General features: G+C 70.0%; 12 protein-coding genes. 8 read left to right on the forward strand and 4 right to left on the reverse strand.

What is annotated here, in order from left to right:
- Positions 1-75 precede the first annotated feature (75 nt).
- The 5 genes from AB6732_RS01595 to AB6732_RS01615 all read left to right on the forward strand — a co-directional run bounded on the left by AB6732_RS01595 (position 76) and on the right by AB6732_RS01615 (position 5,177).
- Positions 76-921 (forward strand): permease, encoded by an 846-nt coding sequence (locus AB6732_RS01595; protein WP_370957778.1) that lies wholly within the window; start codon positions 76-78, stop codon positions 919-921.
- 133 nt (positions 922-1,054) lie between these two features.
- On the forward strand, positions 1,055-1,681 hold the full coding sequence (locus tag AB6732_RS01600; protein ID WP_370957779.1) for an FABP family protein: 627 nt from the start codon (positions 1,055-1,057) through the stop codon (positions 1,679-1,681).
- 63 nt (positions 1,682-1,744) lie between these two features.
- Positions 1,745-2,860 carry a folate-binding protein YgfZ gene (locus AB6732_RS01605; RefSeq protein WP_370957780.1) on the forward strand — a complete coding sequence of 372 codons (1,116 nt, stop codon included), beginning with the start codon at positions 1,745-1,747 and terminating at the stop codon, positions 2,858-2,860.
- Between the two features lie 171 nt (positions 2,861-3,031).
- Complete coding sequence (locus AB6732_RS01610; protein ID WP_370957781.1) at positions 3,032-3,604, forward strand: PadR family transcriptional regulator; 573 nt, start codon at positions 3,032-3,034, stop codon at positions 3,602-3,604.
- A gap of 70 nt (positions 3,605-3,674) precedes the next feature.
- Positions 3,675-5,177: a DHA2 family efflux MFS transporter permease subunit gene (locus AB6732_RS01615; protein WP_370957782.1), complete on the forward strand. Its 1,503-nt coding sequence runs from the start codon at positions 3,675-3,677 to the stop codon at positions 5,175-5,177.
- Positions 5,178-5,314: 137 nt separating this feature from the next.
- Here AB6732_RS01615 and AB6732_RS01620 read toward each other — a convergent pair whose 3' ends face one another.
- From AB6732_RS01620 to AB6732_RS01635, 4 genes are all read right to left on the reverse strand, one after another.
- Positions 5,315-6,340 carry a 6-phosphofructokinase gene (locus AB6732_RS01620; RefSeq protein ID WP_066211612.1) on the reverse strand — a complete coding sequence of 342 codons (1,026 nt, stop codon included), beginning with the start codon at positions 6,338-6,340 and terminating at the stop codon, positions 5,315-5,317.
- Between the two features lie 178 nt (positions 6,341-6,518).
- A complete protein-coding gene (locus AB6732_RS01625; protein ID WP_370957783.1) occupies positions 6,519-6,773 on the reverse strand; it encodes a PspC domain-containing protein in 255 nt (84 codons plus the stop codon).
- 31 nt (positions 6,774-6,804) lie between these two features.
- On the reverse strand, positions 6,805-7,320 hold the full coding sequence (locus AB6732_RS01630) for a hypothetical protein (RefSeq protein WP_370957784.1): 516 nt from the start codon (positions 7,318-7,320) through the stop codon (positions 6,805-6,807).
- Positions 7,320-8,753 carry a PspC domain-containing protein gene (locus AB6732_RS01635; protein WP_370957785.1) on the reverse strand — a complete coding sequence of 478 codons (1,434 nt, stop codon included), beginning with the start codon at positions 8,751-8,753 and terminating at the stop codon, positions 7,320-7,322. The genes AB6732_RS01630 and AB6732_RS01635 overlap by 1 nt, the downstream gene beginning before the upstream one ends.
- Positions 8,754-8,879: 126 nt before the next feature.
- Between AB6732_RS01635 and AB6732_RS01640 the strand changes: the two genes are divergently transcribed.
- The 3 genes from AB6732_RS01640 to AB6732_RS01650 all read left to right on the forward strand — a co-directional run bounded on the left by AB6732_RS01640 (position 8,880) and on the right by AB6732_RS01650 (position 12,516).
- Positions 8,880-10,256 carry a PspC domain-containing protein gene (locus AB6732_RS01640; RefSeq protein ID WP_370957786.1) on the forward strand — a complete coding sequence of 459 codons (1,377 nt, stop codon included), beginning with the start codon at positions 8,880-8,882 and terminating at the stop codon, positions 10,254-10,256.
- On the forward strand, positions 10,253-10,930 hold the full coding sequence (locus AB6732_RS01645) for a LuxR C-terminal-related transcriptional regulator (RefSeq protein ID WP_370957787.1): 678 nt from the start codon (positions 10,253-10,255) through the stop codon (positions 10,928-10,930). Before AB6732_RS01640 ends, AB6732_RS01645 begins: the two co-directional genes overlap by 4 nt.
- A 155-nt stretch (positions 10,931-11,085) precedes the next feature.
- On the forward strand, positions 11,086-12,516 hold the full coding sequence (locus tag AB6732_RS01650) for an ABC transporter permease (protein ID WP_370957788.1): 1,431 nt from the start codon (positions 11,086-11,088) through the stop codon (positions 12,514-12,516).
- The last annotated feature ends 1 nt before the right edge of the window (position 12,517 follow it).

Consider the following 12,517-nt stretch of genomic DNA (forward strand, 5'->3'; position numbering starts at 1 on the left):
ACAATGTGGACGGGGCGGCGGGCGGGGGCTGTGCGGGGATGGGCGTGAAAGCTCCCGATGGGGGAGGATGGCTGTGTGAGCCCAGCCGCTGAACCTTCCAAGAACGACGACGCCGGATTCGCCCTCCTGGGCCACGGCGCCTCCCGTGCGGGTTCCGGCCGCGCCGGGGGCTTCTTCTCGACGGGTCACGGATACCGCACGGTGGGTCTGGCGTCCCTCGTGGTGCTCGCCGTCCTCGGCGTCTCACCCTGGCTCGGCCCGACCGCCCACGCCGTGATCTGCGCCGTCCTGGCCATCGTCTTCGGACTGACCTGGCCCCACTACCTCGGCATCCCGGCCCGCAAGACGCTCGGCGGCATCATCGCCGCCGTCGGCGCCCTCTCGGTGTTCGGCGCGGCGGTCTCACCCGGCCCGGGGTTCCTGGCCTGGGCGGCCCCGCTCATCGCACTGGGGATCATGGCCGTCATGCTCGTGGAACTGATCCGCGGCACGGGCCAGCCCCAGCGGCTCGAATCGACCTTCGGCGCGAGCGGCGGTGTGGTCCTGTCCGCGCTCGCGGGCGGCTGGGTGGCCAACGTCCGGCTCGGCGGCCTGCGGGAGATGCTCGTCATCGTGGTGGTGTGCGCCGCCGTCGCGGTGTGCGTCGGCCTCATCCGCTGGCCGGACAGCATCGTGGCGCCGCTCGGCGTGGTCCTGGCGGTGCTCGTCGGGCCGCTGGTCGGCTGGTTCAATCCGCACGTCTCCATGCTGCCCAGCGCCTCCCTCGGTCTGGCAGCCGCGGTCCTCGTGGTCAGCTTCCGACGGCTCATCACGTTCCGTGTCCACAGCGCGTCCCTCGTGGGCGCGGTGGCCCTCGGTCTGGGGCCGGTGCTGGCCCTCGGCAGTGTGGCGTACTTCCTCGGCAAGCTCCTGCTCGTTTAACCGTTAGGATGAAGTCATGTCCGTCCTTGCATTTGAAATCTTCTTCCTGGTCCTCCTCGGCGTCGCGAGCATCGCGATGGCCTGGTTCGCCGGCCTGGTGGTGTACCGCCTCTTCAAGGGCCAGAAGTAAGCCGTGCCCGTCGAGATCCCCAGTGACCTGACGCCCGAGCTGGTCCCTCTCTCCTGGCTGATCGGGGAGTGGGAAGGCCGTGGCCGTCTCGGCACGGGTGAAGAGGGCTCCGAGCACTTCGTGCAGCGCGCCACCTTCGCCCACAACGGTCTGCCCTACCTGCAGTACCGTGCCGAGAGCTGGCTCTGCGATGACGAAGGGACCATTCTGCGTCCCCTCACCGTGGAGATGGGCTTCTGGGCTCTGGAGCGGAAGCTCGTGGACGCCGACGGCGGCCCCGGCATGCTTCCGGCCGACATGGTCCCCGCGCTCAAGACGGCGGATGACGTGGAGGCGCTGCGCAACGACGACGGCGGCTTCGACATCTCCGTCTCGATCGCCCACCCCGGCGGCATCTCGGAGCTGTACTACGGCCAGATCAAGGGACCGCAGATCCAGCTGAGCACCGACATGGTCATGCGAGGCAGCCACTCCAAGGACTACTCCGCCGCGACCCGCATCTTCGGTCTGGTGGACGGCAAGCTGCTCTGGCGCTGGGACGTCTCGCAGGGCAAGTCCTCGGGTGACTCCGCGGACGGCAACGGCGGCCTGGAAGCCCACGCTTCCGCCATCCTCAGCAAGCTCGCCTGATTTCTTCCGCCCGGGCATTCCCGGAGCTGGAATAGCTCCCTCTCCGGGAAGGTTGCACCCCATATGGAGTACACAAGCCCTCTGTTGTCGTGCCCGTCCGCCGTCGCGGGAGCCGGTGTGGACAGTCCGGTGGCCGCCCACTACGGGCAGCCGCTCAAGGAACAGCGAGCTCTGGCCGCGGGCCGCGCCGTGGCGGACCTTTCACACCTGGGTGTGGTGACCGTCAGCGGTCCCGACCGCCTCTCCTGGCTGGACACCCTCTCCTCGCAGCGCCTGAACGGCCTGGCCGCGGGTTCCTCCACGCAGCTTCTCCTCCTCGACCTTCAGGGCCGGATCGATTTCGACATCCGGCTGGTGGATGACGGCGCGACGGCGTGGCTCATCGTGGAGCCCGGCCTCGCCGAGCCGCTGGCCGCGTTCCTGGACCGCATGCGCTTCATGCTGCGCGTCGAGGTGCAGGACGTCAGTGCGGACTGGGCCGTGGTCGGGAGCACCGGATCGGTGCCCGCGTTCGAAGGTCTCCTGTCCTGGCAGGACCCCTGGCCCGAGGTGACGGAAGGCGGCTACTCCTACGCCGCCGTCGACGTCGAACAGCACCCGGGCCGCGACCGTCCGTGGCGCGAATGGCTCGTCCCCCAGACGGAGCTCGCCGAGCGGACCGAAGGCCTGGAACTGGCCGGCATGATGGCCGTCGAGGCGCTTCGGATCGCGGCATGGCGTCCCCGGCAGGGATTCGAAACGGACAATCGCGCCATCCCCCATGAGCTGGATCTGATCCGCACGGCCGTCCATCTGTCGAAGGGCTGCTACAAGGGCCAGGAGACCATCGCGCGGGTGCACAATCTGGGGCACCCGCCGCGGCGTCTCGTGCTGCTCCAGCTCGACGGCTCGCAGCACACCCTTCCTTCGCTGGACAGCCCCGTGGTCCTTGATGGACGCACGGTGGGGCGGCTCAGCAGCGTGGCGCAGCACCACGAGATGGGACCGATCGCGCTGGCCCTGATCAAGCGCAATGTCGATCCCGCAGCCGTGCTGAGCGTCGTCGACGCGACCGGGTCGCAGGATCCCGACGGCAACCCGGTGGAGGAGAGCTACGCGGCCGCGCAGGAAGTGATCGTCGCCCCCGAGGCCGGCCAGGTGGTCGGCCGGCAGAGCGGGTTCCTCCGCGCCCCTCGCTGAGCCCCCGGCCCCGTCCGGAGAAAACGCCTGACGAGAGCCATCTCACGCGGCAGACTATTCCACGTGGAATAATCGGTGTGGAATGATGGTGGCTGGCATCGACCACCCCGGACCACCCCGGGGCGTTCCGGTCCGCCAGCCACCCCGCCACCCCGGAAGGAACCGCACTCCATGACCTCTCCTTCCCTCACCCCGCTCAGCCTCGCGGCGCTGGGGCTGCTCCGTGAGAAGCCCATGCACGCGTACGAGATGTACCAGACCCTGATGTTCCGCGGCGAGGACCGGACCGTGAAGGTCCGGCCCGGCACGCTCTACCACGCCGTCTCCCGGCTGGAGGAACAGGGGTTCGTGGAGGAGGACGGGGTGGAGCGCGACGGCAAGCGGCCCGAGCGCACCGTCTACCGCATCACCCCGGCGGGAGAGGACGCCCTGGCGTCCAGCCTCATCGTGCTGCTGGGGGACGCCTCGAACGCCTATCCGCCCTTTCCTCTGGCCCTGGCCGAATGCCACAACCTGCCGAGCGAGGTCGTGGTGGACCGGCTGGAGGCCCGGATCGCCGGACTGTCCGAGCGCCTCGCGGAGTACCGCTCCGCCGAGGCCCGCGCCGTGGAGCGCCAGGTCCCGCGCCAGTTCTGGCTCGATGTGAAGTACCAGCACCACCTGCTCGCCGCGGAGATCGACTGGCTCACCGGCCTGGTCGCGGAGATCCGCAGCGGGGACCTGGACATCAGCGTCCCCTCCTGACCCTGACGGCGGGGAGCAGGCTTCCCGCCCTTTTCCGACCGACTCGACAACAACACCGAAAGGTTCCGACGTGGAACAGATCGCCCGACCGTGGCCCGCCCTGTGGTCTCTCGTGGTCGGCTTCTTCATGATCCTGGTGGACAGCACCATCGTGAATGTCGCCAACCCGAAGATCATGGAAGGCCTGAACACCGACATCAACGCCGTCATCTGGGTGACGAGCGCCTATCTTCTCGCGTACGCCGTGCCGCTGCTCATCACGGGCCGCCTCGGTGACCGTTTCGGCCCGCGCAACCTCTACCTGACCGGCCTGGCCGTCTTCACCCTCGCCAGCCTCTGGTGCGGCCTGGCCGGCGACATCGGGATGCTGATCGCGGCCCGCGCCGTCCAGGGTCTCGGCGCGGCCCTCATGACGCCGCAGACCATGGCCGTCATCGCCCGCATCTTCAAGCCCGAGGAGCGCGGTTCCGCCATGGCCCTCTGGGGCGCCACCGCCGGTGTGGCCACCCTCGTGGGACCGCTTCTGGGCGGCGTCCTCGTGGACAGCCTCGGCTGGGAGTGGATCTTCTTCGTGAACGTCCCCGTGGGCATCATCGGCTTCATCGCCGCCGCCCGCTTCGTCCCCAAGCTGGAACAGCACCAGCACCGTTTCGACTGGCTCGGCGTGCTGCTCAGTGCCGTGGGCATGTTCCTGCTGGTCTTCGGCCTGCAGGAAGGCCAGAGCTACAAGTGGGGCACCGTCACCCCGGGCATCACCGTCTGGGGTCTCATCACCGCGGGCATCGTGGTGCTGGTGGTCTTCGTCATCTGGCAGTCCGTCTACCGCCGCCGCTACAACGGTGAGCCGCTCATGCCGCTGGATCTGTTCAAGGACCGCAACTTCAGCCTGGCGAACCTCGGCATCAGCCTCATGGGCTTCACCATCAGCTCGATGATGCTGCCGATCATCTTCTACATCCAGATGGTCCGCGGCCTGACCCCCACCCAGTCGGCGCTGCTCATGGCCCCGACGGCCGTGGTCTCGGGTGTCCTGGCGCCGTTCGTCGGCAAGTGGATCCCGCGGATGAACCCCAAGGTCATCATCCCGGTCGCGTTCGGCCTGATGTCGCTTTCCCTGTTCATCTACTCGTTCCTCACGACGCCGGACACCCCGGTGCTGATGTACCTCATCCCGGCCGCCATCATGGGTGTGGCGAGCTCCGGCATCTGGGCGCCGATGAGCGCCACCGCGCTGCGGAACCTCCCGCCGCGGAAGGCCGGCGCCGGTTCGGGCATCTACAACTCCACCCGCCAGGTGGGCGCGGTGCTCGGTTCGGCCGCGATCGCGGCCCTCATTCAGGCGCGTCTGGCCGCGGAACTCCCGCAGGCCCCGGCCGGCAAGGGAGCCCCGAGCGGCGAGATGGCCACGGGTGTCCTGCCCGAGTTCCTGCACGCCGGCTTCTCCTCGGCCATGGCCCAGTCGATCGTGCTGCCGGCCTGCGCGATCCTCGTGGCCGCCGTGGCCTCGCTCTTCTTCATCCGGCCGGCAGCGACTGCGCCGGCCCCGGAGCAGGAGAAGGTCTCGGCCGACTGACGCGGCACCCGGCGGGCCATGGGGCGGTGCCTCGCCGGGCGGAGTCGGGACACGGAAAAGGACGACGACGGCGGGTGCGCACCCGCCGTCGTCGTCCTTTCGTGTGTCTGCAGTCCGGCTGTCCCCCGGAGCGGCGATCAGCCGAAGAGGACCGCGGCCTCCTCGTAGCGGTGCAGCGGGACGGTCTTGAGGCGGCCCAGAGCGTTCTCGAAGGTGACGTGCTCGATCTCGGTGCCCTTGAGCGCGACCATGGTGCCCCAGCGGCCCTCGACGACCGAGTCGATGGCCGCCATGCCGAGGCGCGTCGCGAGGACTCGGTCGAAGGCGCTCGGCACGCCGCCGCGCTGGATGTGGCCCAGGATGGTCGCACGCGTCTCGATGCCGGTGCGGGCCTCGATCTCGGGGGCGAGCTGATCCGCGATGCCACCCAGGCGCGGACGGCCGAAGGTGTCCAGGCCCCGTTCGGAGTGGGGCGCCTCGAGGTGCTCCGGGACGAAGCCCTCGGCCACGACCACGAGGGGCGCCCGGCCGCGCTCGTGGGCCTCGGTGACCCATTCGGAGATCTGCTCGATGCTGACCTGCTGCTCCGGGATGAGGATGGCGTGGGCGCCGGACGCCATGCCGGCGTGCAGCGCGATCCAGCCGACGTGGCGGCCCATGACCTCGGCGATCATGCAGCGGTGATGGGATTCGCCGGTGGTGCGGAGGCGGTCGATGGCCTCGGTCGCGATCTGCACGGCGGTGTCGAAGCCGAAGGTGTAATCGGTGGCGTCGAGGTCGTTGTCGACGGTCTTCGGCACGCCCACGATCTTCAGGCCGGCGTCCGTGAGGCGGCGGGCCGCGGCGAGGGTTCCTTCGCCGCCGATCGCGATGATGGCGTCGATGCCCAGACGCTCCATGTGACGCATGATGGTCTCCGGGCCGCCGCCGTTCTCGAACGGGTTGGTGCGGGAGGTGCCGAGGATGGTGCCGCCCTGCTTGGCGATGCCGCGGACCATGGTGCGGGGGATGTCGATGACATCGCCTTCCACCACACCTCGCCAGCCGTCACGGAAGCCCACGAATTCGTGGCCGTGGATGGCGATCCCCTTGAGGACGGCGCCGCGGATCACGGCGTTGAGTCCGGGGCAGTCGCCGCCGCTGGTCAGGATGCCGATTTTCATAGCTCAGAGGCCCTTCGTCGATGAAGCAGTGTTGAAGAGCGCCCCGTTGAGCCCACGGTAATTCTACGGTTTTCTGTGACCCAGATGACAAATGGCCCCCCGTTCATGAACGGGGGGCCATGCTCGTCGCGGGTCGGACCGCGGTGGTTCCGCGGACCACCGGACTCCTGTCTGACGACTACTTGACGCCGCGGTTCTGCAGGAAGCCCTGCAGGATGATCCGCTCGTCCTTGCCGTCCGGCAGGAGGAGCCACGCCGCCAGGTAGACCACGAAGGCCGGCCCCGGCAGGAGGCAGAAGAGGAGGTAGCCGATGCGGATCCAGGCCACGTCCACGTTGAACTTGGCGGAGAGCCCGCCGCAGACGCCGCCCAGCCAGCGTTCCGGTCCACGCTTCAGGCCGAGGCCCCTGATGATGCTGAAGAACTTGTCCATGTCTCTAGCCTTCCGTGTCAGGCGTGCTTTGTCACGCGATGCCGGAGCCGCTGCCGCGCGTCCGGTGATGGTCAGTGCTCCGGGCGGCGGTGGATTTCCGTGCCGCGGCGGACACGAGGCCCCCGATGACGAGGGCCGCGCCCGTCCCGATCATGAGGCCGATCAGGACGTAGGTCCCGTCGAGCGCCACGAGCCCCAGCCGGGAGACGATGAGGAGCCCGGCGAGTGCCATGATCAGCAGCCCCCAGACGCTGGTGCTGACCCGGGGCCCGCCGCGGCGCTCCTCGGGAGCGGCGGCCGGAGCGGCCGGAACGGTGAGGGGAGCGACGGCGGGCGCAGGCTCCGTGGCCGGTGCCGAGGGGGCGCGGTGCAACTGCTCGGCGGCGTCGTCCGCGGCATGGGCGCTGCCCGCCTCGTCCGTGAAGGACGGGGTGGCGTCGAAGCGGTGGGTCGCGGGAAGTGCCGTGCTGAAGGCCTCCGTGCTGGGGACTGCGGTGTCATCGGTGTTCTCCTGGTCCGCGTCCCGGGGGGATTCGTGGGTGTTCATCAGAGGCTTCCTTCCTGGACGGAGATGTTGCTGAAGGTTCCATCGAGTTCGATGACCAGCGGCTGGCCCGGCTTGCCGTCGTTGTAGGTGCGGGTGCCCTTGTCGGCCACGTGGCCAGTGTCGGTGCCGTCCTGTTCCAGCGAGGCGAAGGTCAGGTCGGTGCGGATCTGCACCGGGATGTTCTCCGGGATCACCAGGGTCAGGCTGCCGGCGGTGACGTCCAGCGGGACCACCACACGGCTGTTCAGGGGCGCCCCGCCGCCCAGCCCGCTCAGGTCGACGGTGCCCTTGCCGCCCGTGAGGTCGAAGCCCTGGCGGGCCTGTTCGACGCCGGCCGGGGTCCAGTCGCGGTTCTGGAAGTGCAGTCCTTCGGCCCGCGGCGCGATCGTGAAGAACGCTCCGATGACCAGCCCGACCACGGCCAGGAATCCGAGGAACCCGGAGCTCCGCCCACGGATCCCGGCGATCAGGACCCCGAAGCCGAGCACGGCCGCGCCACTGGCCAGGACCACCGCGGTGGAGGCCGTGCCGAGGTCGATGACCCGGGCCGCGTCCAGAGCCTTGAGCGCGCCGCCCACCAGCAGTGCCAGACCAACGAACACCGCGACGAGCGCGCTGCCAGGCCCCTGCCGATGCCGCGGGATCTTCGGAGGCCGGGGCTGGGCGGGAGGCGGCGCCGGGGCTGAGGGGGCCGCGAGCGACGGCGACGGAAGCGGCGGCGCCGGGAGGTCCGCCGTCGTGGCGGCCATGTAGGACGGCGCAGGCGCCGCTGTTCCGGCAGCAGAGGCCGTGAACGGCTGCGGAACGCCGGTGGCGTCCCACCCCGTGTGCTGGAAGCCGTCCGCGGGGGAGCCCGGAGCTGTCGGCGCGCCGGGCACGTGGTCCGGCCCCGCGCGCCGGGCGTCCTTGGCACGCTTGTGCTGAATCAGGTAGTAGATGCCGAAGGCGGCCGCCCCCACCCAGACGAGCGTCCAGAACAAGGCGTTCACTCCGTTCCAGCCCCACTCCCAGAATCCGCGGCCGAGGCTCGGGAACCCGATGATGGTGGTGATGAGCGCGCCCGTCATGCCGCCGCTCCACCGTCCCGCGGCCGCTTCCTGGACATGGATGCGCCCGTCCGGCTCGGGCAGCAAGGCCCAGGCGATGCCGTAGACGAGGACTCCGATGCCGGCGAAGACCGCCAGGACGATGAAGATGCCACGGACGATCAGGGGGTCGACCCCGAAACGGTCGGCCAGGCCGCTGCACACACCGCCCAGCCAGCGATCGCTGCCGCGCCGGATGCCGAGGCTCCGGATCCAGGAGAAGAAATCCTGGGACGTGTGTGCCGTGCGGGGCGCCTCGTACGAGGTCCCCGGCCCCTGCTGACCGGCCTCCGCCGTGGCTCCGGCCGGCTGCCGGGGCTCCTCTGGTGTGGTGCTGTGCGTGTTCATGGTTCGATCCTCTCGTCCGGGAGCCCCGCGCCTCTACTGGGGGATACCCTGAAGCGCCCCTGAGAGCGCCCTGAGATCCCTGATCGGCCGGCCGGGGAGACCCTGTTCCGTGGTTGGATGGACGACATGACGACAGCCGCCGAGCGCACGCCCTTGGTCCGCAGTGGCGACCGCATGATCGCCGGGGTCTGCGGCGGGCTGGCCGCCCATCTGGGGTGGCCGGTGAAGTTCGTGCGGCTCGGCATGATCATCGCGGCGCTCGCGGGCGGCGCGGGTCTGGTCTTCTACGGCTGGTTGTGGACCATGGTCCCGACGGCGGACGAGGACGCCCAGCGGAAAGCGCCGCGGCCGGCGTCGCCGATCGCCCCCGCCGTGAGCGGCACGGAACAGGGCCCGGCGGCCGACGCCGGCGCGCAGACCTCCGCTCAGCCTTCGGGCCCGCCGTGGCTGCGCACGCGCGGCGGCCGTGACCGGTCCATCCCGTACGGCAAGGAGGTCCTGCTGGGGGCGGGTCTGCTCCTGCTCGCCGCGATCCTCATCGCGCGGCAGCTGGGCGTCGACGTCCCCCTCGGCACCCTCATCCCCGTCGCGGCGATCCTGGGCGGCGCGGCCATCGCCTGGATGCAGCTCGACGAGACCCGCAGGGCACATCTCGTGGACCGGACCAAGGCCGATCAGGCCGGGGGCTGGGTGCGGCTGCTGGCCGGCCTGGCTCTCGTGATGGCCGGGGTGCTGGTCATGGTGTCCGGCGCCGGGTCCTGGGAGCAGACGTGGCTAGCGCTCCTCGCGTCGGTGACGGTCCTGGGCGGGGTGGGGCTCGTGCTGCTGCCGTGGGGGCTGAAGTTCTGGAAGGACTTCGAGGCCGAACGGGCCGGGCGCATCCGCGAGACGGAACGCGCCGAGATCGCGGCCCATCTGCACGATTCGGTCCTCCAGACGCTCGCGCTCATCCAGCGCCGTGCCGGCTCCGAGCAGGACGTGGTACGCCTTGCGCGGGCCCAGGAGCGCGAACTGCGCACCTGGCTCTTCGGGGACACCAACCGCGACGCCGGCCTGCTCGCCGAGCGGATCAAGGCGGCCGCCGCGGAGGTGGAGGACACGCACGGCCACGCCGTCGACGTCGTCAGCGTGGGCGACGCGGACATGAGCGAACGCCACGAGGCCCTCGTCCAGGCGGCGCGTGAGGCGATGCTGAACGCCGTCCGGCACGGCGGCGGGGCAGTGTCCGTCTATGTCGAGTGCTCGGAGCGCGGGGCGGAGATCTTCGTCAAGGACCGCGGTCCCGGCTTCGACGTGGACGCCGTGCCCGAGGACCGCATGGGCGTGCGGGAGTCGATCATCGGCCGCATGCAGCGTCACGGGGGCACTGCCGTGATCCTCAGCGACGAGGACGGCACGGAGGTGCGCCTGAGCCTTCCCGCAGCGGCGCACGACCACGACGATACGGATTCCCGGAAACCGGAAGCACGGAAACCACAGCCACGGAATGGAGACGACGCATGACCGACAAGAGCCCCGCCGCGGATGCCCGTACGACCGCCCGTGTGGTGATCGTCGATGACCACGCGATCTTCCGGTCCGGCCTGCGGGCCGACCTCGGCGACACGATCGACGTGGTCGGGCAGGCGGGCTCGGTGGATCAGGCCGTCGAGGTGATCACGCACGAGCTTCCCGACGTCGTGCTCCTGGATGTCCACCTGCCGGGAGGCCTGGGCGGCGGAGGCCGCGAGGTGATCAACCGCTGTTCCGCCCTGCTGGGCCAGGTCCGCTTCCTCGCGTTGAGCGTCTCCGACGCCGCGTCCGACGTCGTCTCCGTCATCCGGGCGGGCGCTCGCGGCTACGTGACCAAGACGATCTCCGGTGAGGAGATCACGGCGGCCGTCCACCGGGTGGCCGGCGGGGACGCGGTCTTCTCGCCGCGTCTGGCCGGTTTCGTCCTCGACGCCTTCGGCACCGCGGTGGAGGACATCGCCGACGACGAGCTGGATCGACTCTCGGCGCGGGAACTCGAAGTCATGCGCCTGATCGCGCGGGGCTACAGCTACAAGGAGGTGGCGAAGGAGCTCTTCATCTCCATCAAGACCGTGGAGACCCACGTCTCGGCCGTGCTCCGCAAACTGCAGCTCTCCAACCGTTACGAGCTGAGCCGCTGGGCCGCCGAGCGCCGTCTGCTCTGAGTTTCTTCAGACCGGGCTGCTTCAGACCTGCCCGGCCCGGGCCAGCACGATCGTTCTCACAGCCCGCGCATAGCCTAGGCCGTCTCCTCACACAGCGGGACTGCGCACTCTGAGGGGAGCAGTCCGCGACCGGCGGACTTTTCCCGAGGAGAACCGTGAACGTCCTTGCCCGGAGCGTAGGCAATGCCTTCCGCAACACCATCAGAACGACGGCGGTGGTGGCCGTCCTGGCGGTCGCCATCGGCCTGGCGCTGGCCATGCTCGTGGCCAACCAGGCCGTCGGGGCCAAAGTCCAGGAGCTGAACGCCTCCGTGGGAACCGTGCTGACGGTCAATCCCGCGGGCGGCCAGGGTTTCGACGGCGGAGGGGAACCGCTCACCGAGGCCGAGGCGAAGACGGCGGCCGCGGTGCCGCATGTGCAGTCGGTCGTGTCGACGAAGGCCCTGCGGCTGCGCACGGAGAGCTCGTCGTCGTCCGCCACGCAGGAGCCGGGCTTCGGCGGTCCCGGCGGGCAGGGCACCGCCGTAACCACGAGCCTGCAGCCCGCCATCGACGCCGGCACCTTGGGACGGCGCAACAACTCCGGCTCCACGGACAGCGCCGGCGGCGGGGGCGCCGGCGGCGCTGGAACTGGCGGCGCTGCGCAGAACCGCACTTTCCAGCTCCCCATCACCGCCACCGGCACCGGCGCCGAAGTGGACAGCTCCGGCAAGGCGCTGAACATCACCGCGGGCGCCGGACTCGGCGATTACACGAAGGCGAACACCAAGGCCCTGGTCGGCACGACGCTCGCCACCAAGAACAGCCTCAAGCCGGGGTCGGTCTTCACGATCAACGGCAAGAACTACACGGTGGCGGGCCTTTTCGACGCGGGCACCGAGTTCGGGAACAACGCCGTGTATCTGACGCTTCCTCAGGCCCAGGCCCTTGCGGGCACCACCGGCGAGGTGTCCAGCATGATCGTCACGGTGGACTCCATGGCGAACGTCGACTCGACCCGCACGGCCCTGCAGTCCGCCCTGGGCTCCGGCAAGGCCGACGTCACGCAGGGTCAGCGCAATCTGGCGAGCGCCGTGAGCTCGCTGGACAGCGTCAAGAACATCTCGATGGTGGCCTTCATCGCCTCGCTGGCGACGGCCGGGCTGGTGGTTCTCTTCATCATGGTCTTGCTCGTCCGGGAACGCCGCCGCGAGATCGGCGTCCTGAAGGCGATCGGCGCTCCCAACCGCACCATCGGCCTGCAGTTCGTCCTGGAGGCGCTCGTCCTCGTGGCGCTGGGAAGCGTCGTCGGCGGTGTCATCGCCTCCTTCGCCAGCAGTGGGATCGCGTCGGCGCTCGTCAGCTCCAACACCGCGGGGGCGGCGTCCGGGCGGCGTGGCCAGGGCGGGGGTTTCGGACCGGGTGGCGGGGGCGGCGGCTTCCTGGGAGGCGCCAATCAGCTCTTGACCTCCGTCAATGCGAGCGTCTCGCCGGGGGTCATCGCCCTGGGCATCGGAGCCGTGTTCGTCGTGGCCATCATCGGCGCCCTGGTTCCCGCGCTCCTGACCGCGCGCATCCGCCCCATCGAAGTCCTGCGAGGAGAGTAGT

The sequence above is a fragment of the Arthrobacter sp. RCC_34 genome (assembly GCF_041360795.1).
In the GTDB taxonomy this organism is placed as follows: Bacteria; Actinomycetota; Actinomycetes; order Actinomycetales; family Micrococcaceae; genus Arthrobacter_E.